At 25.2% G+C, this 23,845-nt stretch carries 19 protein-coding genes; 10 read left to right on the top strand and 9 right to left on the bottom strand.

The window, feature by feature from the left end; translation table 11 throughout:
* Positions 1-69 precede the first annotated feature (69 nt).
* The 8 genes from ACQRD5_RS10375 to ACQRD5_RS10340 all read left to right on the top strand — a co-directional run bounded on the left by ACQRD5_RS10375 (position 70) and on the right by ACQRD5_RS10340 (position 9,202).
* Positions 70-1,977 (top strand): ABC-F family ATP-binding cassette domain-containing protein, encoded by a 1,908-nt coding sequence (locus ACQRD5_RS10375; RefSeq protein ID WP_294362981.1) that lies wholly within the window; start codon positions 70-72, stop codon positions 1,975-1,977.
* A gap of 80 nt (positions 1,978-2,057) precedes the next feature.
* Positions 2,058-2,531, top strand: coding sequence for a DUF4358 domain-containing protein (locus ACQRD5_RS10370; RefSeq protein WP_291625835.1), 474 nt, complete (start codon positions 2,058-2,060; stop codon positions 2,529-2,531).
* A 57-nt stretch (positions 2,532-2,588) separates the two neighbouring features.
* The gene (locus tag ACQRD5_RS10365; RefSeq protein ID WP_291625834.1) at positions 2,589-3,959 is read left to right on the top strand and encodes an MBOAT family O-acyltransferase; all 1,371 of its coding nucleotides are present in this window, start codon (positions 2,589-2,591) and stop codon (positions 3,957-3,959) included.
* Between the two features lie 15 nt (positions 3,960-3,974).
* Entirely contained in the window at positions 3,975-5,093 is a 1,119-nt protein-coding gene (locus tag ACQRD5_RS10360) for a DHHW family protein (protein ID WP_291625833.1), read from the top strand.
* Between the two features lie 84 nt (positions 5,094-5,177).
* Complete coding sequence (locus ACQRD5_RS10355) at positions 5,178-5,786, top strand: acetate uptake transporter (protein ID WP_291625832.1); 609 nt, start codon at positions 5,178-5,180, stop codon at positions 5,784-5,786.
* An 82-nt stretch (positions 5,787-5,868) separates the two neighbouring features.
* Complete coding sequence (locus ACQRD5_RS10350; protein ID WP_291625831.1) at positions 5,869-6,048, top strand: hypothetical protein; 180 nt, start codon at positions 5,869-5,871, stop codon at positions 6,046-6,048.
* A 171-nt stretch (positions 6,049-6,219) separates the two neighbouring features.
* On the top strand, positions 6,220-7,638 hold the full coding sequence (locus ACQRD5_RS10345) for a DUF2828 family protein (RefSeq protein ID WP_291625830.1): 1,419 nt from the start codon (positions 6,220-6,222) through the stop codon (positions 7,636-7,638).
* A 571-nt stretch (positions 7,639-8,209) separates the two neighbouring features.
* A complete protein-coding gene (locus ACQRD5_RS10340) occupies positions 8,210-9,202 on the top strand; it encodes a tyrosine recombinase XerC (protein WP_294169283.1) in 993 nt (330 codons plus the stop codon).
* 68 nt (positions 9,203-9,270) lie between these two features.
* On the opposite strand, the gene ACQRD5_RS10335 is transcribed toward ACQRD5_RS10340, so the two are convergent.
* Positions 9,271-9,633, bottom strand: coding sequence for a hypothetical protein (locus ACQRD5_RS10335; protein ID WP_294169273.1), 363 nt, complete (start codon positions 9,631-9,633; stop codon positions 9,271-9,273).
* A gap of 167 nt (positions 9,634-9,800) precedes the next feature.
* On the opposite strand from ACQRD5_RS10335, the gene lexA reads away from it, so the two are divergent.
* Positions 9,801-10,403 (top strand): transcriptional repressor LexA, encoded by a 603-nt coding sequence (lexA, locus tag ACQRD5_RS10330; RefSeq protein ID WP_291625828.1) that lies wholly within the window; start codon positions 9,801-9,803, stop codon positions 10,401-10,403.
* A gap of 62 nt (positions 10,404-10,465) precedes the next feature.
* Positions 10,466-11,041, top strand: a complete 576-nt coding sequence (locus ACQRD5_RS10325) for a metalloprotease family protein (RefSeq protein ID WP_294169275.1) — start codon at positions 10,466-10,468, stop codon at positions 11,039-11,041.
* 49 nt (positions 11,042-11,090) lie between these two features.
* Here the strand turns inward: ACQRD5_RS10325 and ACQRD5_RS10320 are convergent, their stop codons facing one another.
* The 8 genes from ACQRD5_RS10320 to ACQRD5_RS10285 all read right to left on the bottom strand — a co-directional run bounded on the left by ACQRD5_RS10320 (position 11,091) and on the right by ACQRD5_RS10285 (position 23,832).
* Complete coding sequence (locus ACQRD5_RS10320; protein ID WP_294169277.1) at positions 11,091-12,374, bottom strand: aminotransferase class I/II-fold pyridoxal phosphate-dependent enzyme; 1,284 nt, start codon at positions 12,372-12,374, stop codon at positions 11,091-11,093.
* Between the two features lie 139 nt (positions 12,375-12,513).
* Complete coding sequence (hfq, locus tag ACQRD5_RS10315; protein ID WP_291625825.1) at positions 12,514-12,747, bottom strand: RNA chaperone Hfq; 234 nt, start codon at positions 12,745-12,747, stop codon at positions 12,514-12,516.
* Between the two features lie 39 nt (positions 12,748-12,786).
* Positions 12,787-13,713, bottom strand: a complete 927-nt coding sequence (miaA, locus tag ACQRD5_RS10310; RefSeq protein WP_294169279.1) for a tRNA (adenosine(37)-N6)-dimethylallyltransferase MiaA — start codon at positions 13,711-13,713, stop codon at positions 12,787-12,789.
* A 9-nt stretch (positions 13,714-13,722) separates the two neighbouring features.
* Entirely contained in the window at positions 13,723-15,606 is a 1,884-nt protein-coding gene (mutL, locus tag ACQRD5_RS10305; protein ID WP_320901755.1) for a DNA mismatch repair endonuclease MutL, read from the bottom strand.
* Positions 15,607-15,626: 20 nt separating this feature from the next.
* Entirely contained in the window at positions 15,627-18,260 is a 2,634-nt protein-coding gene (gene mutS, locus ACQRD5_RS10300) for a DNA mismatch repair protein MutS (protein WP_294169691.1), read from the bottom strand.
* 137 nt (positions 18,261-18,397) lie between these two features.
* Entirely contained in the window at positions 18,398-19,555 is a 1,158-nt protein-coding gene (fliB, locus tag ACQRD5_RS10295; RefSeq protein WP_308780345.1) for a flagellin lysine-N-methylase, read from the bottom strand.
* Between the two features lie 169 nt (positions 19,556-19,724).
* Positions 19,725-22,979 carry a DEAD/DEAH box helicase gene (locus tag ACQRD5_RS10290; protein WP_320901752.1) on the bottom strand — a complete coding sequence of 1,085 codons (3,255 nt, stop codon included), beginning with the start codon at positions 22,977-22,979 and terminating at the stop codon, positions 19,725-19,727.
* Positions 22,980-23,052: 73 nt separating this feature from the next.
* Positions 23,053-23,832 (bottom strand): class I SAM-dependent methyltransferase, encoded by a 780-nt coding sequence (locus ACQRD5_RS10285; protein WP_291625818.1) that lies wholly within the window; start codon positions 23,830-23,832, stop codon positions 23,053-23,055.
* Between the last annotated feature and the right edge of the window lie 13 nt (positions 23,833-23,845).

Here is a 23,845-nt window from a genome sequence, read left to right as displayed (position 1 = left end):
AGTTGTCTAAGCTTATTTTTTTAATTAAAATATACATATAAACTAATAGATAAAAATAAGGAGACTGATATGAATTTAATTACATTGGAAAATATAAATAAGACCTATAGTGAAAAAGTATTGTTAAAAAATGTTGATTTAAATATTAATGATGGTGATAAAATTGGTTTAATTGGTTTAAATGGAGCTGGAAAGTCTACCTTACTTAAAATATTAACTGGTAGAGATGAATTCTTCGATGGTAAGGTTATAAAGGGAAAGAATATTAGAATAGAGTATTTAGCACAAGAAACAGTATATGACAATAATTCAACTGTATTAGAACAAATATTTAAAGGAGATACTCCTGAGATGCAGCTTTTAATGGAATATGAAGATTTATTAGATAGAGTTACATTTGATACATCTTTAAATGATAAATTAATACAGGTGCAAAGCAAGATTGATACCATGAATCTTTGGGATTTAGAAAGTGATGCTAAAAATATATTAACAAAACTAGGTATTAAGGATTTTAATCAAAAAATGTCTGAACTATCTGGTGGACAAAAGAAAAGAGTATTTCTTGCTTCTTCTTTAATAACTCCATGCGAATTATTAGTATTAGATGAACCAACTAACCATCTTGATTCAGATTCTATAGAATGGTTAGAAGAATATTTAAATAATAGAAAAGGTGCCTTAATTATGATAACTCATGATAGGTATTTTTTAGATAGAGTAACAAATAAGATTATAGAATTAGATAGGGGCTCCCTTTATCAATATGAGGGTAATTATAGTGATTTCTTAGAAAAGAAATCTGAAAGATTGCAAGTAGAAGCAGCTCAAGAGGAAAAAAGACAAAAACTTATACTAAAGGAATTAAAATGGGTTAGAAGAGGTGCTAAAGCAAGAACTACTAAGCAAAAAGCAAGATTACAAAGATTCGAAGATTTAGTTAATACTGAAAGTATATCAGTTAATACAGATATAGAGCTGCCTTTTATAGGTAGAAGATTAGGTAAAAAGATAATAGAAATTAATAATCTTTCAAAATCTTATGGTGAAAAAACTTTAATTAAAGATTTAAGCTATATTTTTTCTAAGAATGATAGAATTGGTATTGTTGGTAAAAATGGAGTTGGTAAAACTACATTAATAAATATGATAACAGGTATTGTAAAGCCAGATCATGGAACAATTGAACTTGGTGATACAGTTAGTATAGGGACTTTTTCTCAAGATAATACTCATATGGATTTAAATCAAAGAGCTATAGATTATATAAAAGATGGCGGAGAAAATATTCCAACTGAAGATGGATATACTATAACAGCTTCTCAATTGGCAGAAAGATTTTTATTTGACGGTACATTACAGTATACACCAATTGAAAAACTTTCTGGTGGTGAAAGAAGAAGACTACATTTATTAAGAATTTTAATGGAATCTCCAAATGTTCTTATTTTAGATGAGCCTACAAATGATTTGGATATTGAAACATTAAAAATATTAGAAGATTTTCTTGATGAATTTATTGGAGTAGTAATTATAGTATCTCATGATAGATATTTCTTAGATAGACTTTGTAATAAGATTTTCTCATATGAAGGTAATGGAATAATAAAACAATATGTAGGTAATTATAGTGATTATTTAATTTACAAAGAATATGAAGAAGCTAATAATACATTAACTACAAATACCAATGATAAGAAGCAAATAGATAAAAGCTATAAGAGTAAAGATACTAGACCAAAGTTTACATTTAAGGAGCAAAAGGAGTTTGAAGAAATATATGATATTATAGAAAAATTAGAACATAATATTACTGAAGTTGAAAATAAAATGCTTAAGAATTCAACAAATTATGGTGCATTAAATGAGTTAATTCAAGAAAAAGAATCCTTAGAAGAAGAATTACTATTAAAATATGAAAGATTAGAGTATTTAGAGGATATAAATAGAAAAATAAATGAATATAAAAAAAATTAATAATTACTTTTATGTTTATTGTAAATATAGTATAATATTTGTGTAAAAATACTATAATTATGACTAAAAGGAGATACAACATGAAGAAACTTTTAAAAGTATTATTTATTTCAATATTATGTATTTCATTTATTGGATGTACTAATAGCAATACAAAAGGTAATGAACTAAAGGAAGGATTAACTGCAATGGATGTAGTTAAGAATGTTGAAGAAAAGGCTCCAATGCAAATGCCTATGGAATTAGATGAAGAAATGGCTAAGGACTTAGCATATCTTAACTTAGAAGATGTAGAGGACTTTGGAATTATAAAGGCAATGATAATTAACTCAGCTGATATGGCAGTAGTAGTAAAAGCTAAAGACGGTAAAATAGACTCTGTAAAAGCTTCATTACAAAAAATGTTAGATACAGAAAGAGAAAATGCTTATTTACCAGATCAAAAAGAAAAATTAGAAAAGGCTATTTTTAAGGAAAAAGGTAATTACGTTATATTATTAGTTAATAAGGATGTTAAAGCTGCAGAAGCTGCTGTTGATGAATGTTTTGAATAATAAATTTAAAAGCTAGATAAGAATAATTTCTTATCTGGCTTTTTTAGAAAGGATATTATGGTATTTAGTAGCTTAATTTTTATATTTAGATTTTTACCTATTTTTCTAATAGTATATTTTATTATGCCAGAAAGATATAAGAACTTTACTTTACTTATCTTTAGTTTAATATTTTATACTGTGGGGGAGCCTATATACTTTCCACTTATGATTGCTTCTATAGTAGTTGACTATTTTGTAGCAATAGCAATAGAAAATAATTTTACAAATAAGACTAAGTGTAAATATTTTCTTTTGATTTCTATAATTTTCAATATGGGAATGTTATTTTTCTTTAAGTATTTTAACTTTTTTATAGATAATATAAATTTAATATTTTCTACTTCTATAAAAAGCATAAAATTATCATTACCATTAGGTATAAGCTTTTATACTTTCCAGACCTTATCTTATTCTATTGATGTATTTAAAGGAAAGATTAAAGCTGAAAGGAATATAATTGACTTTGGTGCCTTTGTTTCATCATTTCCTCAGCTCATTGCTGGACCAATAGTAAAATATACAGACATTAGTAAAGATATAAAGAAACGTACTAATTCCTTGGATAATTTTGAAGTTGGTCTAGAAGAATTTATACTAGGTCTAGGTAAAAAAGTATTAATTGCTAATAATATAGGTATGCTTTGGACTGAAATATACTCTCAAAATATAAATGATATATCTATGCCCTTAGCTTGGATAGGAATATTAGCATTTTCATTTCAAATATATTTTGATTTTAGTGGATACTCATCTATGGCTATAGGGCTTGGTAGAGTTATAGGATTTAATTTCCCTAAAAACTTTAATTTTCCTTATATATCTAGGAGTATTAGTGAATTCTGGCGTAGATGGCATATAACACTTGGTTCCTGGCTTAAAGAATATATTTATATACCATTAGGAGGAAATAGAGTTAATAAGAAAAGATTTTTCTTTAATCTTTTTATATTATGGTTTTTAACAGGATTTTGGCATGGAGCAGAATATACCTTTATACTTTGGGGATTATTCTTCTTTTTATTAATATATTTAGAAAAGAGATTTCTCAATATAATCCTAGATAAAAATAAAGTTTTTTCTCATATTTATACTAGCTTTTTCTTGTTAATTGGATGGACCATATTTGCAATTGATGATATAAGCTTATTAAGTATTTATATAAGGAGAATGTTTTCTTTTAACTTTACACTTGATTGGATTTATTATTTTAATAATTATTTTGTAGTTTTTATTATATGTTTCATATGTTCAACACCATTAATTTTAAAGGTATATATGAAAATGAATAAAGCAATAAAATCAATTATAATTGTAACTATCTTCATTTTATCAATTGCTTATTTAGTAGATAGTACATACAATCCATTTTTATATTTTAGATTTTAACTGGAGTTATAAATTATGAACTTTATAAAGAAATATCCTATAAGTTTTTCTATAATATCATTAATTTTACTAATTAGTATAATTGATATATCAAATAAAGATATTGAATTTTCTATATTTGAAAATAGATCCTTAGCACAGAAACCGGAATTTTATTATGATGATTTTAAAGTAGGCAGATACTTTAAAGATTATGAGAGATACATAAATGATCAATTTTTTTTAAGAAATTCATGGATAAACATAAAATCTTTTTGTGAGTTTTCCTTAGGTAAGAAGGAAAATAACGGAATTATTTATGGGGATAATAATTTTTTATTTGATAAGTTTGATACTATAGATGATATAAATTTAAATAAGAATATTAATACGCTAAAAGGTTTTATATCAGAAAATAACTCTGATTTCAATATTATGATAATACCTGAATCTTTTAGTATATATCCAGAGTTTTTACCCTATGGCGTCAATTTAGTGAATGAGATTGAATACATAAATAATATAAATGAAGAGTTTAATAAATTAAATAATGTAAAAGTAGTTAATATAATAGACACACTTACTAGTAATAAAGAAAGATATATATACTATAAAACTGACCATCACTGGACTTCTTTTGGTGCATATTTAGCTTATAAGGAATTTGTAAATGAAAATAATATACCTCCTATTGATATTACTGATTTAAATGAAAATAGAGCAGATGGTTTTCTAGGTACATACTTCTCAAAATCTAAGAATTTTAACGTAAAAGAAGATTATATACTGTTTTATGATATTAATAATATTAAAGTAAGCATAGATGGAGTAGAAGTAGATGGATTAAATGATAATTCTAAGTGGAGTAGTAGTGATAAATATTCAGCTTTTTTAAGAGGAAACAACGGACTAACTATCATTAAAAATAACTCTTTAAAAGATAATTCAAAAATATTAGTTATAAAAGATTCTTATGCTAATTCATTTATTCAGTTTTTAGTCAATAATTATAACGAAGTTTATATAGTAGATTTGAGAAGTTTTATAGGGAGTTTTAATGATTTCTATAATAATAATGATTTTGATAAAGTATTAATAATGTATAGCTTTAAGAACTTAGTTAGTGATGTTAATATTTCCAGAATAAAATATTAATCTTTACATTTAGTTCATTGACAACACTCTTATAATTTGATAATCTTTTAAAGGTTATTATATATACATACATAGGAGGACAAAATGGAAGGAACAAAAGAAGTAAAAATCTTAGTAGCTGACCCATCAGCCTTAGGATTATTTGGATTAGCTGTAATTACATTAGTAGCATCATCTCAAAAATTAGGATTAACAAGTGGAGTATCGTTAGTATTACCTTGGGCTATATTCTTAGGAGCTACTGCTCAATTATTTGCTTGTATAAATGACTTTAAGCATAATAATACTTTTGGTGCTACTGCATTTGGAGCATATGCATTTTTTTGGTATGCAATGGGAATGACTTGGTTAATACAAAATGGTGTTTTTGGAGAGAAATTAGCTCTTTCAGCAGATAGTAAACAATTAGGTTTTGCTTTCTTAGCATACTTAATATTTACAATATTTATGACTATTGGAGCTATGGAAACTCACAAAGTTTTATTTACGATATTTGTTTTAATAGACTTCTTATTTATAGGATTAACATTAAATTCATTTAATATCGTACCACATTTTGCTCATAATCTTGCTGCATATTCTGAGCTTGGAATAGCTTTAGTATCTTTTTATGGATGTGGAGCAGCAGTATTAAATAAACATTTTGGCAAAGTTTTCTTACCAGTAGGAAAGCCATTTAATATTTTTAAATAAATAATTTGTAATATTTATTTAAAAAGTGTTATAGTTATAATATACTATAGCACTTTTTTTATTTAATGAGGAGAAAAAACAAATGAAATTATATGTATTTTTAAAAGGTAAAAAAGATCCAGTAATATATGAAGGAGAAAAGATAGATGTAGTAGACTTCAATTTAAATGGAAATGATTATAAACAAATTAGATGTTTTAAAAATGGAAGTTCTAAATCTGAATTAATTTTAAGAAATTTAATTTCTAATATTAAGAATTAATTAAATAAAACAATAAAAGTTCTAAAATTTATATCTTTATAATAAAATAATACTGCGAAGATACTTACAGCACAGAAAAAAAGTGTATCTTGATTAAGACACGAACAGCTTTAATTTATATTAAATTAATATATCTATTATTATGTGTCTTGCTAATTTAAGGAGGGGGTTATGTCTGAAGTTTTAAGTAAAATTAGAAAAGAATTATATAAACTTTCGGAAATGGACTTTGACCATGAAGGAGAAAGCTCTCTAATAGCTATTGAGAATTTTATTAAAGATATATCTTATTTAAGAAATGCTTCTGAAAACGAAATAATTGATAAATTCAAATTTATATTATTATTTAACAAAGAAGAAAGTATAAAGTTTTTATTCTTTATAAGAAGTATTAATGGTGGATTAGGGGAGCGTAGAATATTTAGAATCTTACTAAAATACTTAGCTAAAGAAAATCCAGATATTATAGAAAAAAATATAAGAATTATCCCAAAATACGGAAGATGGGATGATTTATACGCTTTATTTGATACTCCTTTAGAAGGTAAAGTAGTTAATTTATTTAAAATGCAAATTCAAAAAGATTTAAATTCAAATAAACCTTCAAATTTAGGAAAATGGTTAAAATCTGAAAATTCATCATCAAAAGAAAGTAGAGCATTAGGGCGTAAAACAAGAATACTATTAAATTACTCATCAAAAGAATACAGAAAATTATTATCAACTTTAAGAAGAAAACTTAACTTGGTAGAAAGTTTTCTTACATCAAAACAATATCAGAAAATTAATTATGAAAGTCTTTCTAAAATAGCTTTAACAAAATATAAAAAAGCTTTCCTTAGAAATGATAATGAAAAATATAATTTGTATTTTAAAAATGAACATTATAGCAAAAATTTTCTGCCGAATAAAATAATTAGTTATTTAAATGATGGTATGGATTTAGAAAGATTAAATAAGAAAATAGAAAGATATTTATTTGATATAATTATTAAAGATGCAAAGATATTAGAAGATTCACTTATTATAAACGGCTTAAAAGATGATGAAAATAATGATGCTAAAAGTTTACTTTTATTTGTAATCGTTTTATACAAAAAAATAAATTTGAACGTATTTAAAAACTATTATATGTCTTTTAAGAAAAATCCTAAATTTAATAAATTAACAGAATCGAATTCTGTTAATAACATAAAATCTATATATAATAAATACACAAATTTTAATATTGATTTAAACTCAGCCTTAGATTTACTTTTGTTCACATTATTAAAGAAAAACATAAATATAAATTCAGCTCCAAAATCAATATTATTTATTTATAACGATGAGGAAGATATAGATTTTCATATTTCAGAAGATTTTATAGAAAAATGGTTAAAAGCAGGTTTTAAGTATCCTAAAATCAAGTTATGGAACTTAAAAAACTTGAAAGAAAAATTTTCTATTATAAATCATAACAATATAATTAAAATTTCAGGATATAATCAAAATATCTGGCCTTACTTATTGGAGGCAAAACCAATAAGTACTTCGGGAATTATTTTAAATAAATATAAGAAAGCAACCTTTAAAGATATAATTATATAAGCAATGATAAAATGCATTGCTTATATAAATTTACTTTACATAATATTTAATATGTTTTTATTGTTTAAAGAAAAAACTTTTAAAATTATTTCGCTAAATATACATTTAGTGAATTTCGCAATATTGAAAATGAAAAATAGCTGTGATATAATGAAATCAAGGCTTAACAAAGATTTGATGAGGTGAAAAAATGTCTAATATGCGAAAAATAACATATAAATATAAAGATTTTAACTACAGTGATGATGTTAACAGACTTTTAAATGTTGAGTTAACTAATAAAGATAAGAAAAAAATACATCTAATTTATTCTAACTATTATAATTTAGGTGTAGATCGTGGATATGAATTTATTATTGAGGATCTTTATAAACTTGTAGAAATACATAAACTATCAACTACACAACTAGCCGAAATATATGATACTGGTGTTAGAAATATTCAAATATGGTTAAAAGAACTTGGAATAAGTCGAAGCATTAAAAAAGGTCAAAAACTACAAAAGAAGAATTCTTCATCAAATTTAAATTTGAAATCTGACGAAAATTTAATTTCAACTAGTAATTCATTAATGAATAAATATGGTATAGAAAAACTTGAAATTAAAAATTTACCACAATCCATTGTAGATTTTCTTAATTATTTAGAGACTATTAAAGGAAAATCTCCTAATACTATTAAAGGTTATGAAATTGATTTATCTATGTTTTTTAAGTTTTTAAAAATATATAAAGGTTTGGTAACTGATCCTTCCTTGGAATTTCATGAAATAGATATAAAAGATATTGATAATACTTTTATAAGAAATATTAAGCTGACAGATATATATGCATTTTTAAGTTTTGCAGAAAAGCAAAGAAATAATGGAAACTATGCAAGAGCAAGAAAAGTTGCTGCATTAAAATCATATTTTAAGTTCCTTCAAGGAAAAGCTAAAATAATAGAAGATAATCCTACATTAGATTTAGAATCACCTAAAATAAATAAAAGACATCCAATTTATCTTACTTTAGATGAAAGTTTAAACCTATTAAGTTCATTGGATGAAAAAAGTAAAAACTACTATAGAGATTATTGTATCTTAACGTTATTTTTAAATTGTGGAATGCGTCTTTCAGAACTTTGTGGAATAAAAATTGATAAAATTAAAGGTGATACTTTAACTATTATAGGAAAAGGTAATAAAGAAAGAACTGTATATTTAAATGATGCCTGTATTAAAGCTATTAATAATTATTTAAAGGTTAGAGATGATTCGAAATGCCTTCCTGGGGATAAGGAGTATCTACTACTCTCCTCCCGCTTTAAACCAATAAATAAAAGAACTGTGGAACTATTAGTTAAAAAGCATATCTCAAACTCTGGATTAACGGATGAGAAATATACACCACATAAATTAAGACACACTGCTGCTACCCTAATGTATAAACACGGAAATGTAGATATAAGAAGCTTACAAAGTATCTTAGGACATGAAAATATATCTACTACTCAAATTTATACTCACGTAGATGAGGAAATATTAAGGGATGCTGTTAACTCTAACCCACTATCAAAAGTATAATAATATTTAATGGACAAGCTATGTAATAAGTTTTAAAGGAGCCGTCTAAACAGCTCCTTTTTACTTTATTATTTTTTCTTTAAAACTCTAAATCCAGGAAATAATTCTTCTGTAGAATCATCTAGATCTTCTGCTAAGAAATCTAAGTCATCTATGTATTCTATGTTATCAAAAGCATCTATATATTCTAAATTTTGCTTTTCAACATCTTCATTATTTTCTTCCATATTTGCTTCTTCCTTTAAAGCTTCCAGCATACTCTTATACTCTGCTTCTAAAAATTCATTTTCTTCAATAGTTTTAGCTATATCTTCTATTCTTATAGCTCTAACATCTATTCCTTCTTCTTTCAGACAATCACCACAGTTATCACATATTCTATTAGGATATATATCACATATATCATCATCAGTGTATTTATTTATATTCATGAAAACACCACCTATTATTTAATCTATTTTTTACAATAAATTATATTATATCAAATATAATAATAATAATCAATTTTTATTCCTGTTTTAACTCTAAAAAGAACATAAGTTTGATATTATAAATATTTTATGTTATAATATGCCTAATAAAGTGAGGTGTTTTATTAATGGAAGTAAGCGATAAACAGTTAGAAATATATGAGTTTTTAAAAATATATACAGAAAATAAAGGATATCCACCTTCCGTAAGAGAAATATGTGAAGCTGTAAATTTAAGATCAACTTCAACTGTGCACGGACACTTGAAGAGATTAGAGAAAAAGGGCCTTATTAGAAGAGATCCTACTAAACCAAGAGCATTAGAAATCATAGAGATGTCTAATAATAAAAAAGAAATGTTAAATATACCTATTGTAGGAAAAGTAACAGCAGGAGCACCTATATTAGCTACTGAAAATATTGAAGATACCTTCCCTATCCCAATAGATTATATTAAGCATAATGATGAGTTATTTATTTTAAAAGTAACTGGAGATAGTATGATAAATGTTGGTATAAATGATGGGGATTATGCAATTATAGAAAAAGCACCAACTGCTGAAAACGGAAATATAGTAGTTGCTTTAATAGATAATGAAGCTACAATCAAGACTTTCTATAAAGAAAAGGATCATATTAGGCTTCAACCTGAAAATGATACCTTATCTCCTATTATTGTAAAAGATTGTATTATACTTGGAAAATTAGTTGGTTTATTTAGAGCATATTAGAAATTATGAGTCATACAATATAATGTATGACTCTATTTTTTTTATTTTATAGGAGGTAAAAATTGAAGATTTCTATAGCAAAAAATAATGAAGATTTAACAGAAGACTATTTAGATAATCACAATATAATATATATAAGTAAATATTCAACTCTAATATTTTTCTTTAAAGTAATAGTAGCAATAGCATATGCCTTTGGATTAGGATATAGTTTATTCTTTGTAGGAGATGAATATATTAAAGTAGGAAAGATATTTTTAGCTTTGCTAATTATTTCTTATATTGTAATAGAATATCCATACGCTTTAATTAAAGCATTATTTTTACCAATGGTATTCAAAAAAGATAATATAAATTTAGTAATTAACCCATTTACTATGAACATAAACATAAAATCGAAAATTAAAATCTCTAAAATAAGAATAATTATTTCCTCACTAGTGCCATGTATACTTTTAGCTGTTATTCCTACAATAGCAAGTTATATTTTAGAATTCAATCTCTATTTATATGCTATTGCATCAGCAGCAGCAATTATATCTGTTAGAGATATTATATATTTACTTGTAATTATAAAGAATTATTTTATGGGAGACTTTATCCAATTAGAATTAAACAAATTTATATTTTATAAATAAAAAAACTCTAGAGAAAAATATTGATAATTTTTCTCTAGAGTTTTTTATTCTATAAATTAAGAATATTATTTAAAGAAATCATTATACCTATCTTTGCATGATCAAAGGTTAATCCACCTTGTAAATATGCTATATAAGGCTCTCTTATAGGTGCGTCTGCAGATAACTCTATAGATGAACCTTGTATAAATGCACCTGCAGCCATTATAACCTCATCACTGTATCCTGGCATAGCCCATGGTTCACATTCAACAAAAGAATCTATAGGAGATCCTTTTTGTATACCCTTACAGAATTGAATTAACTTATCTTTATCTCCAAATTTAATAGCTTGAATTATATCACTTCTTTTTTCATTATATTTAGGTAATACTTCAAAACCTGCAAGTTCCATTATTCTAGAACAAAATACAGCTCCTTTAACAGCTTCCATAGCAATATGTGGTGCTAAGAAAAGTCCTTGATATAATTGTCTTACAACTCCAAAGGTAGAACCACATTCCCCTCCTATTCCAGGAGTAGTTAATCTATAAGCAGCTTGTTCTACATATTTAGATTTACCAGCTATATATCCACCTGTAGGAGCTATTCCACCACCTATATTTTTAATTAAAGAACCTGCAATTAAGTCTGCTCCAACATCTGTTGGCTCAACGTAGTCAATGAATTCTCCATAACAGTTATCTACAAATACTATTACATCATTTCTTATTTCTTTAACAAATTTTATTACTTCTTCTAATTCACTAACTAAAAATGAATTTCTCCATCCATAACCTGTACTTCTTTGTATATGTACTAATTTTATAGTTTTATCCTCTAATAAGACCTCTTTAATTTTATCTAAATCAAATTTGCCATTTTTTAAGTCAACTTGTTTATAATTAACTCCATATTCTCTTAATGAACCTATATTTTCTTTTCCACTGATTCCAATAATATTATGAAGAGTATCATATGGTGCACCTGAAATACATACCATAGTGTCTCCAGTTCTTAAATTTCCCATTAATGCACAACCTATAGCATGTGTACCATTAACAAAATGAGGTCTTACTAAGGCGCTTTCAGTATTAAAAACTCTTGCATATACTTTATCTAAAGAATCTCTTCCTATGTCATCATAGCCATAACCAGATGAATTAGTAAAATGTGATTCACTTATTCTTTCTTCTTGAAAAGCTTTTAATACTTTTAGTTGATTATATTCCCTAATTTCATCATAACTACTAAATACCTCTTCTACATCATTTAAAGCCTTTTTATATAATTCAAAAGTACCCTCTTTAAAATTAAAATCTTTTATCATTAACTCTTCGGTTTGTTTTAACATACTATAATCTACATATTAGTTAATAATATGTAATCTCCCTTCTTTTCATATAAAATATTATCATAAAAACAATATTATCATATTTTATTATTATTTCAAACACTTAAGCAATACAAAAAGAAAAAGTAGGATAAATTCCCTACTCTTCTTCATTGTTAAATAATATTGGTTTTGCTGGAGTTATTGTTGTTATTGCATGCTTATACACTAGCATTTGTTTACCTTCACTATCTAAAACAACAGTAAAGCTATCGAACCCTTTTACATATCCTTTTAATTGAAAGCCATTAGTTAAATAAATTATAACTTGAATTTTATTTTTTCTTGCTCCATTTAAAAAGATATCTTGTAAATTATTAGGCTGTTTATTCATATAAGACACCTCCAAGTATTATAGAATAAGTCTTGAATTTTATTCTCTTAGATCTCTCACTATTCTTTCAAAAATTTCTTTTTCAGTCATATTATCTTTATTTAGAAATATTGCTCTTGGGTCTCTTCTAAACCATGTTAATTGTCTTTTAGCATAATTTCTTGATCCCTGCTTTATCATTTCTATAGCCTCTGAATAAGAAATTTTATTATCTAAGTAATAAAAAATCTCTTTATATCCTATTCCTTGCATCGACTGCATAAGAGAAGTATTCCCCATCTTCTTAAGTTTTATGCACTCATCAATTAAACCATTTTTTATCATAATATCAACTCGTAAGTTTATTCTATCATATAATTTAGTTCTATCCATATTTATAACATAATATCTTGTATCATATGGTCCATTATAAAAATCATCACCAGAATTAAATGAGCTAAAAGGTTTATTTGTTAATTTATATACTTCTAGTGCCCTAATAACTCTTTTTCTATTATTAAAATGTATTTCTTTATAGCTTGTAGGGTCTATATCCTTAAGCATATTATGAATAAATTCATTTCCATTTTCATCTGCTAATTTTTCTAGTTCTTTTCTATATTCTTCATCACTATCTGCTTCTGTAAAATTCATATTACATGTAAGTGCATTTATATATAAACCAGTACCACCTACTAATATAGGCAACTTATTTCTTGATATAATATCTTCAACACATTTAGATGCAATTTCCTTATACTCTGCTACTGAAAAAGATGAGCTAGGATTAATTACATCAATCATATGATGAGGTACCCCATCCATTTCATCTTTAGTAATTTTAGCAGAGCCAATATCCATATACTTATATATTTGCATTGAATCAGTAGATACTATTTCACCATTTAGCTCTTTAGCAAGTTTTATAGATAAGCTAGTTTTACCAACTGCTGTTGGGCCAGCTATAATTAATATTTTATTTTTCATTACTACTCCCTATACTATTCTTCTAAATTTCTTATCTAAATCATAATTTGTAAATTTTATAATAACAGGTCTACCATGTGGACAGTGGAAAGGATCATCTAAATATCTTAAATCATTTATTAATTTCTCCATTTCAGCATTATTAAGGTAATTATTTGCCTTTACAGCAGCCTTACAAGCTAATGTAGCTATCCTATTATATTTTACTTCTGTTGTTTTACCACTTCCTAAGCTTTTAATATTATCTAATATATTCATAAATAAATTCCTAGCATCTAATTTGCCAAGAAAATACGGAACTTCCTTTATAGATATGGTATTGCCACCGAAGTTTTCTATTATAAATCCAGCTTTAGAGAATATCTCAGAATTCTCATCATAATAACAATAATCATCAGTAGTTAAATCTATTAAAATAGGAACTAAGAGTTGCTGTACTACTATATCCCCCTCTTCTATATTCTTTAAATACTTTTCAAATAAGATTTTTTCATGAGCTGCATGCTGATCAATTATATATAATATATCTTCGTATTCAGCTAAAATGTACATTTTATTAAATTGACCTATTACTTTTAAATCAGGAAATTTTGCAACTTTATTTTTTTCTAAATTATTAGTAGATACGTTAATTTCTTTCTTTTCTTCATATATAACAGGCTTACTATCATAATTATCATAACTTGGTTTGATAGAATTTGATAATTCCTTTAAATTCTTATATAATTCTTCTTCTTTTTTCACTTCTTCGTAAGTGATGTTTTCTAAGTCTTTATAAGGTATTTTTTTATTCTCTTCCTTTAACTCTTCTTTAATATCCTTAATTGTAAATTTTATTTCCTCTATTTTTTGGGTATCCTCTTCTTCTTTTATTTCCTCTTCAGGAATATAAAAATCTTCAAACACTTCATTCTTAAAAGCTTTATGTACTGAATCAAATACTTTTTTAAAAATCCCTCTATCTTCTTTAAACTTAATTTCAGCCTTTGTTGGATGTATATTCACATCTACAAATTCAGGATAAAGCTCTATAAAAAGAACGAAGAAAGGGAATTTGTTTACTGTTGCGAAAGATTTAAATGCATTTTCAACTGCTGCAACTATGGTTTTGTTTTTTATATATCTTCCATTAACAAATATGCTTTGATTATTTCTTGATCCTCTTGAAATTTCCTCTTTACCTATATAACCATATAGAGATATAGCTTCTTCTTTATTCTCAAAATAAATTAAGTTATCACTAATACTTTTACCATATATAGTTCTTATTACATCAATTAAATTTCCTGTACCATAGGTATGTAAAACCTTCTTACCATTATTGTAAAACTTAATAGAAATTTCAGGATGTGATAAAGCAATTCTATTAACTATATCACTAATTAAAGCGCCTTCTCTTGAAACAGTTTTTAAGAACTTTTTTCTTGCAGGTACATTATAAAATAAATCTCTAACTTCTATTACAGTACCTTTATTGGTTCCTACTTCATTTACACTTATGATTTCTCCGCCTTCTATAATTATTTCTGAGCCAAAATCTTCATTTTCTATTTTACTTTTCAAACTTACTTTTGAAATTGATGCTATTGATGCTAGAGCTTCACCTCTAAAGCCTAAAGTCATAATAGAATAAATATCATCTACATCTTTTATCTTCGAGGTTGCATGAGGTAAGAATGCTTTTTTAATATCATCTCTATGAATACCATATCCATCATCTATTATTCTTATTAATGATATTCCACCTTCTTCTATTTCAATTGTAATATTTTTTGCATCTGCATCTATAGAGTTTTCCATAAGTTCTTTTACAACAGAGGAAGGTCTTTCTACAACTTCCCCTGCAGCAATCTTATTTGAGGTATGCTCATCTAATATATTTATTCTCTTCATATTCTACCCCCTTATAAAATCTACTTTAGCTTCTTTGCTTCCAAAGTTAATTTATATAATGTATTCATTGCATCCATAGGAGTTAATGACATTACGTCTAAGTCTGCTATAGAATTAATTAAGTTTTCTTTCTCTATTATAGTAAAATCTAACTGATAATTTTCATCTTTATTACTTTTCTTATTCTTTTTAGGCTTTTCTTCTTTCTCTATAGCGACTTCTTTTATAACTTCTATATGTTTTATTTCTTCTTTATTTCCTTCTAGAGAAGCTAATATCTCCTTTGCCCTATTTATTACTTCATTAGGCAATCCAGCAAGCTTAGCAACCTCAATTCCGTAAGATTGATCTGCTCCTCCTTCTACTATTTTCCTTAAGAAGATTATGTTATCATCTACTTCTGAAACTGCCACTGAATAATTCTTAACTCCTTCAATATTACCTTCTAATTTAGTAAGCTCATGATAATGAGTAGCAAATAAGGTTTTACATTTAAGGTTATTATTTTTTGATATATACTCTATAACTGACCATGCAATACTTAACCCATCATAAGTAGATGTTCCTCTGCCAACTTCATCTAATAGAACTAAGCTTCTTGATGTAGCATTCTTTAATATATTTGATACTTCCCACATTTCAACCATAAATGTTGACTTTCCACCTGCTAAGTCATCTGATGCACCAATTCTAGTGAAAATCTTATCACATATAGAAATATTAGCAGATTTTGCAGGAACAAATGATCCTATTTGAGCCATAAGTGTAATCAAAGCTACTTGTCTCATATATGTAGATTTTCCCGCCATATTAGGTCCTGTAATAAGTAATAATCTATTATTATCAATATTTAATAATGTATCATTTGAAACAAATTCACCATTACCAATTACTTTTTCAACTACTGGGTGTCTACCTTCTTTTATTTCAATTATACCATTATCATTAACAAATGGTTTTACATAATCATTTTCTAGTGCTATAAGCGCTAATGTAGATAAAGCATCTAGATTACCAATTATTCTAGCACTTTGTTTAAGTCTAGGTATTTCTTTTTCAATTAATTCTCTAACTTCTAAAAATAAGTTGTATTCTAATGATATTAGTTTTTCTTCAGCACCTAATATCTTATCTTCCATTTCTTTTAACTCTTGTGTGATAAATCTCTCTGCATTAGCTAAAGTTTGTTTTCTTATATACCTTCCTTCTGGAATAGAAGCATAATTTGCTTTAGATATTTCTATATAATAACCGAATACTTTGTTATATCCAACTTTTAAAGATTTTATACCTGTAAATTCTCTTTCTCTATTTTCTAATGCTGCTATCCACTCTTTACCATGAAACTTTGCAGTTCTTAAACTGTCAACTTCATCATTATATCCATCCTTGATTATATTTCCTTCTTTTAAAGATATAGATGGCTCATCTAAAATTGATTTTGATAATAATTCCTTTATATCTAATAACTCATCTAAATCATTAAACCATTCTTTTAATATAGATGAATTAGCTTTAGATAAATGTTCTTTAATAGATGGTAATTTTTCTATCGAATGACGTAGAGATATTAAATCCTTAGCATTTACATTCTTATTAGATATTTTTCCTACTATTCTTTCAATATCATATATTTCTTTTAATAATATCCTTAAATCTTCATTGAAATAATTATTACTAAATAGCTCCTCTACACCATTTAATCTTTTTTCAATTTCACTTTTAACTATAAGAGGCTCCTCAATCCATTTTCTTATTGCCCTTCCTCCCATAGATGTAGAAGTCTTATCTAGAACCCATATTAAGCTACCTTTTTTTGATTTTTCTTTAAGGCTCTCTGTTAATTCTAAATTTCTTCTTGAATTACCATCAATAGTCATATAGTTTACTATATCGTAATACTCAAGCAAATTAATATTAGTTAAAGTCATTTTTTGAGTATCATATATATATTTAAGTAATGATCTTGATACTAACTTAGATAATTCATTTAAATTTACTACACATACTTCAGAAAATTGATTTATAAGTTCCTCTTCAGTACATATATCTTTAGCTAAATCTCTTTTTGTAATTAAAGCTTGTGAAACAGAGGTGATTTCTGATAAAAGTCTCTCACTTATGTTATAATCCACTATTATTTCTTTAGGATTAACTTTTGTTATTTCATCTAGCAATAATGTAGCATTTATAGCAGTAAATGATGTAACTTTAAATTCTCCTGTTGAAATATCTGATACTGAAACACCATAGCTACCATTACTTTCAACTATACACATTAAATAAGTATTTTTATATTCATTATCTTCTGAAGCCTCTACGAAGGTTCCAGGAGTAATAACTTTAATTACATCTCTTTTAACAATACCTTTTGCAACAGCAGGGTCTTCTACTTGCTCACCTATAGCAACCTTATATCCTTTATTCACTAACCTAGCTATATATGATGATGCTGCATGAAAAGGGATTCCACACATAGGTGCTCTTTCTTCTAAACCACAATCTCTTCCAGTAAGTACAAGTTCTAATTCTCTTGATGCTATTTTGGCATCTTCAAAGAACATCTCATAAAAATCACCTAGCCTAAAAAATAAAATACAGTCTTTATAATTTTCTTTTATTTCAAAATATTGTCTCATCATTGGAGTTAACATATTCTATACCTCACAAACTTAATTTATCTTTAAACCTTCTTAACTTAAGGTTTTATGACTATTATACTATAAATATAGAACAATAAAAAGTAATTACTAGTAACGCTAAAATGGAGCTGTTAAATGCGCTCCATTATCTAGTTATATAAACATATTATTAAATTATCAACGCTAAACTCATCTCTAGTTTCAAATAATTCTTCTAAAATATCTATGTTTTCTTCTAAATGTTCTATATCTCTAGAATATTTATAAACTAGATCTACTAAGTCTTCATCTAAAAACTCTTTATTTTCTAAATAACGAATTATAGATAATTCTTTTATAATTATAAAGCTTACTAAGGCAAACTTAAGTTTTGCTAAAGCATCATAATCAAATACCGACTTCATAAAATACCTATATACATAGTAAATAACTATTTGCTCAAACTTATATTCATTCTTCTTATAATAAGTATTAAAGGCTAAATTCAGTTCAGAATAAACATTTATATCTTCAGGATCTTTCCAAAAGTATCTTAAAGAATTTTCTAGTCCTAAAATATCATTATCTTTAAGGTGTTTTAAATCTTTAAATATATTAATAATGTTATGTATGTTTATATACTTTTCTTCTATTTTATTATCATATTTATTAAATGAATTTAACTTTTCATATATAAATTCTTTATTTATATATTTATCCTTTATATTTTTTATAAAATATATATCATTTGAATCTATTTTTTCTTGAATTTCATTTACAAATATAAGTGCTAGTATTAATCTGTCTATTAATTCTATTTTTCTGTCTTGCAATAAATCAAATATTATTTTTCTACATTGCATTAAATTAATATATATATTAGGATTTATATCATTATAAACACTAACCTCTTCATCAATTTCTGATAGTTTAAAATTAACTATCCTTGATTTACTCAATATAATTCTTGCTGATTCAGGACAAGATAGAGATAAGCCAATTTCACGTAAGTTTCCAAACTCCTCCAAATAACGAGGGTATTGTCTACAAGTATAGCAAAGGTTTTCTCCCCCTAATTCACTATATATTTCGCATAAATTATTATCATTTAAAAATGAGCATCTATCTCCATTTAAGATAAAGACATTTTCACCTTCATCTTGTACGATCTTACTTCTTAATACTTCTCCAAATTTTCCTTCAATTGATAAGTACTTTTCATAACTTTTATCATCAATTACTATTCCCCATCCTGCACAGCAAGTATCTTCACACTTATCAGCAATACATTTAAACTCATCAAAATAATCTGGTGTTCTTAATTTCATTTTTCCCTCACATAATTTATATATTTTACTTATCTAATTTTAGTACTACCTTTCAATGTATTCAATATTATAGTTTTAAAATTAATATAAAAATATAAAAATAGCCTTTAGCATTATTAAATAAATTATACTAAGACTATTTTTCTTATATCTATATAAAAATTCTTAATTAACCTATTGAAAATAAATTTAATATATCTTCTTCGCTTAAAGCGTTTATTTTAGAAGTATCCATTTCATTATCAATTATCTTTTCAATTAACTTTCTTTTTTCATCTTGGAGTTCAACTATTTTTTCTTCAATTGTATTTTTAGAAATAAGCTTTATAACTTCAACAATATTCTTTTGTCCAAATCTATGAGCTCTATCTGTTGCTTGGTCTTCTACTGCTGGATTCCACCAAGGATCAAAATGGATAACTATATCTGCAGAAGTTAAGTTTAACCCAGTGCCACCCGCTTTTAAACTTATCAAAAATACAGAGTTATTACCATTATTAAACTCATCTATTAATTGAATTCTTTTTTCTGATGGTATGCTTCCATCTAAATAACTATATGCTATATTTTCATATTCTAGTTTTTTAGATATATTCTTTAATACTGAAGTAAATTGAGAAAATACAAGAATCTTATGCCCCTCTTCTATTCCTTGATTTAATAATTCTATTAAAGAATCAATTTTACCGCTACTACCTATATAATCATTTATTAGTACAGAAGGGTCTAAACATATTTGTCTTAATTTTGTTATATAAGATAATATCTCAATTTTACTATTACTTAATTCGTCATCTTTTACTTTCTTTTCTATAAGCTTTTTTGCATAATCAGCATATATACCATATACTTTTTCTTGTTCATCAGACATTGAAACTAAAAGCTTCTTTTCGATTTTCGAAGGTAATTCTTTAATTACATCTTTTTTATATCTTCTTAATATAAAAGGATTTATTAACATATTTAATTCTTCTAAAACTTCATTTGATTCATGTAATTTCTTGTAATATCTAACACTAAATCTTTTTTCATCAAATAAATATCCAGGCATTATAAAATCAAAAATTGACCATAATTCTAAAACAGAATTCTCAATAGGTGTACCAGTTAGTGCAAATTTTCTATTTGCTTGTATTTTCTTAACGGATAAAGCGTTTTGAGAACTACTATTTTTTATATATTGAGCTTCATCTATAAAGCAGTAGTCAAAGTTAATATCACTATATAATTCTAAATCTCTTTTTAAAATATTATAGGTTGTTATAAAAACATCATACTCACAAATATTATTAATAATATTTAATCTATCTTCCTTAGTACCATTTAAAACTGCATATTTAATACCTGGAGCAAACTTTTCTATTTCATTACTCCAATTATAAATTAATGATGTAGGAGCAACGATTATTGTCTTAGATGGAAGTGTTGATAAAATAAAAGTAATAGCTTGTATTGTTTTACCAAGCCCCATTTCATCACCTAGTATCCCACCAAAACCTAAATAATCCATTGTTTTCAACCAGTTATATCCCTCTTTTTGATAAGCTCTTAAATCAGCATTTAAAGCTAGAGGTTCTTTAAAATTAATTTTCTTTACATCTTTAATCTTCTTTTGAATCTTTGTTAGTTCATTTTTTCCTTTTATGTATCTTAAATTATTATCTTTAATAAAATCATTTATAAATACTGATTTATTTTTATTAAAAATTAATTTATTATCATCATCTATATCATTATCAATAGAAAGTACATCTAATAGTTTTAAAAAATTTCTAAGTTCTATTTCCTCTAAATCTAAGTATTCTCCATCTCTAAGCTTATAATATTTTAAATTATCTTTAAATGCCAATAATATATTTTTTATTTCATCATTAGAAATATCAGCAATTTTAAATTTAAATTCTAAATAATCATATTTTCCTGCTTCTATTTGTCCTACTATATTCTTATTATTTACTTGCTTAATTATCTTAAAATTTTCTGAATAAAATACTTCTCCTATTTCTTGTAATTTATCAATTTCATTTTTAAAGAAATTAAATATATAATCATCTCCAAGTAATAAATAAAACTTATCTCCAGATGCTTCAAAACCTAATGACCTTAAGGAAGATAATACTTCTGCCTCCTTATTGTAATCTCTATATATTATTTTATTTTTATATTCATGAAAAATATTAAACTCATGAGCCCCATATTTTACTTTTAAAACTAATGTAATATCTTTATTGATTTTATCAAAGTAAAAACAAAACTTAACATCTTCTTTTACTATTTTTTCTTTGATTTTTTTATTTACATTAACATAATCAGATAAAGTATATAACTTAGGTAATAAATTAGATAGTATTCTAAACTCATCTTCTTTATCTAAAGAAATAGAATTATTTCCATCAAAAGCCTTTATGTATTTTGAAATATTATAGCAAAAATCAAAATTAGGAATATAAATACTGCTACCATATAAAAATACTGTATTCTTTTTATCTAATATTTCTGGCAATCCTTCATCTATTGTTAAAATATATTCATTACTTAATTCCTTTAAAGTAAACTGTATATTAGGTTTATCACAAATAATTTCAGTTTCCACAGGCCTATAGAAGAAACCTTCATTTAGATATACTCTATTTTTAGATATAATATAAAAAAACTCTCTTAAAAGAAAATCAGGTATTAATAATGTTTTACCATCTATAAATTTATCTTGTCTTCTTACAAAATTTAATTGTAGATTTTCTACATCTTTTATTTTTTCAATTAAGGATATAATTTTATTTTCTTTAATACCTAATCTCTGATGCCTTAAATCAAAAATAAAATCTTTGCCATATTTAATAGGAATCCTGTTATTTATAGATATTAATAATTGGTTGATATCTTTAACCACATAGGATTTGTTTGATGATAATCCCTTTAAGCCTATCTTAAATTCAGCTGTTATATTATTCTTAATTCCAACTCTATTTATATAAACTTCTAACTTTATTTCTTCCTTATTTTCTTCTTCTAATAATAAATTTAAAATATTATCATTAGATTTAAAAACTTTTTTATTTTCTATATTATTTTCAAATTTTTCTTTTAAATCCTTACTATTTTCTAATTCTGATAAAAATTTATAAAAGGTTCCAGCTAAATGCTTACAAATATAATTATCTTTTCTAAACTCATTTTTTTCATAATCTTCACATGTACAATAACTTGCAATTAAAGCTTTAGTTTTTACATCTACTTCAATGCTATTATTATATGTACTAAAATAATCTTCAGATAGAACTTCAGAATTAATATGAACTAATCCTTCATCATAATACATTTTAAAATTTGAAACTAAATCATTTTCTATAATTTTTTTACTTGCTAATATATTTTTTTCAGATATATATTTTTTATTTTTCTTTAATAATGCTTCTTTAATCATATTACTCACCTTAAAAACAATATTCTTTTATTATAACAAAAAGAAGTGGTTTTATCCACTTCTTAAATTTACTTTAAATTGGCTTCTCTCCATAGAAAAAAAATTTAATAAGCATAATAGAAGAATAGTTTAAATCAAAAAAATCATTGTACTCTTTTAAAAGGTCACCTAGTCTTGCATCTTTTTCTAGTCCCTTATCAAAATTATATCTAAAATTTTCTTTACCTAAAATATCACTATGATTTATAACTGATTCTATATTGAGATTCTTAAATTTAAGTAACCTTAATAATGTAAGAATACTTCTTCCTATAGTCCTATTTCCATTTAATGATGATTGATACTTAGCTAAATCTGAATTTAAGTTTTTAATTAAATCGCTTTTAGGAAATGTTACACCCCATAATTCGCTATCTACATCTATTATAATTACTTTTCCACCTGGCTTTAATATTCTATATATTTCTTTTAAAGCAGCTATAGGTTCTGTCAAATGTTGAAATACAAATCTAACTATTATAGTATCAAAGTATTCATCAGGAATAGAGCTTTTAGTTATATCATCATTTAAAAAAGTTACTCTTTCTTTATAGTCTTTTAGCATATTATTTGAATATTTAAGTAGGTTCTCATCAATATCTAATGAAACAATTTCTGAATTAATAAAATTATCCAGTAAAATCTTAGTATAAAATCCAGGACCACTTCCAACCTCTAAAATTAAATTATCATTACTTACCCCTAGATTTCTAAGCATTTTTACTTCTTTTTCACAACCAAGATTTGCTTGTTTTTCTAGTCTTTTTATTTCTCTTTGAAAGCCAATTTGCTTATAAATATCACTATATGGCATTTTTTTCTCCCAT

The sequence above is a fragment of the Clostridium sp. SGI.024 genome, assembly GCF_050315195.1.
Lineage (GTDB): Bacteria > Bacillota > Clostridia > Clostridiales > Clostridiaceae > Clostridium.
The sequence above is the reverse complement of the archived record's forward strand: the minus strand, read 5'-3'. Positions and strand labels throughout refer to the sequence as shown.

What these genes read in the sequence shown, in the direction of transcription:
- ACQRD5_RS10375 (WP_294362981.1), top strand. Translation starts at nt 70, where the DNA reads ATGAATTTAATTACATTGGAAAATATAAATAAGACCTATAGTGAAAAA.
- ACQRD5_RS10370 (WP_291625835.1), top strand. Translation starts at nt 2,058, where the DNA reads ATGAAGAAACTTTTAAAAGTATTATTTATTTCAATATTATGTATTTCA.
- ACQRD5_RS10365 (WP_291625834.1), top strand. Translation starts at nt 2,589, where the DNA reads ATGGTATTTAGTAGCTTAATTTTTATATTTAGATTTTTACCTATTTTT.
- ACQRD5_RS10360 (WP_291625833.1), top strand. Translation starts at nt 3,975, where the DNA reads ATGAACTTTATAAAGAAATATCCTATAAGTTTTTCTATAATATCATTA.
- ACQRD5_RS10355 (WP_291625832.1), top strand. Translation starts at nt 5,178, where the DNA reads ATGGAAGGAACAAAAGAAGTAAAAATCTTAGTAGCTGACCCATCAGCC.
- ACQRD5_RS10350 (WP_291625831.1), top strand. Translation starts at nt 5,869, where the DNA reads ATGAAATTATATGTATTTTTAAAAGGTAAAAAAGATCCAGTAATATAT.
- ACQRD5_RS10345 (WP_291625830.1), top strand. Translation starts at nt 6,220, where the DNA reads ATGTCTGAAGTTTTAAGTAAAATTAGAAAAGAATTATATAAACTTTCG.
- ACQRD5_RS10340 (WP_294169283.1), top strand. Translation starts at nt 8,210, where the DNA reads ATGAATAAATATGGTATAGAAAAACTTGAAATTAAAAATTTACCACAA.
- ACQRD5_RS10335 (WP_294169273.1), bottom strand. Translation starts at nt 9,633, where the DNA reads ATGAATATAAATAAATACACTGATGATGATATATGTGATATATATCCT.
- lexA (WP_291625828.1), top strand. Translation starts at nt 9,801, where the DNA reads ATGGAAGTAAGCGATAAACAGTTAGAAATATATGAGTTTTTAAAAATA.
- ACQRD5_RS10320 (WP_294169277.1), bottom strand. Translation starts at nt 12,374, where the DNA reads ATGTTAAAACAAACCGAAGAGTTAATGATAAAAGATTTTAATTTTAAA.
- hfq (WP_291625825.1), bottom strand. Translation starts at nt 12,747, where the DNA reads ATGAATAAACAGCCTAATAATTTACAAGATATCTTTTTAAATGGAGCA.
- miaA (WP_294169279.1), bottom strand. Translation starts at nt 13,713, where the DNA reads ATGAAAAATAAAATATTAATTATAGCTGGCCCAACAGCAGTTGGTAAA.
- mutL (WP_320901755.1), bottom strand. Translation starts at nt 15,606, where the DNA reads ATGAAGAGAATAAATATATTAGATGAGCATACCTCAAATAAGATTGCT.
- mutS (WP_294169691.1), bottom strand. Translation starts at nt 18,260, where the DNA reads ATGTTAACTCCAATGATGAGACAATATTTTGAAATAAAAGAAAATTAT.
- fliB (WP_308780345.1), bottom strand. Translation starts at nt 19,555, where the DNA reads ATGAAATTAAGAACACCAGATTATTTTGATGAGTTTAAATGTATTGCT.
- ACQRD5_RS10290 (WP_320901752.1), bottom strand. Translation starts at nt 22,979, where the DNA reads ATGATTAAAGAAGCATTATTAAAGAAAAATAAAAAATATATATCTGAA.
- ACQRD5_RS10285 (WP_291625818.1), bottom strand. Translation starts at nt 23,832, where the DNA reads ATGCCATATAGTGATATTTATAAGCAAATTGGCTTTCAAAGAGAAATA.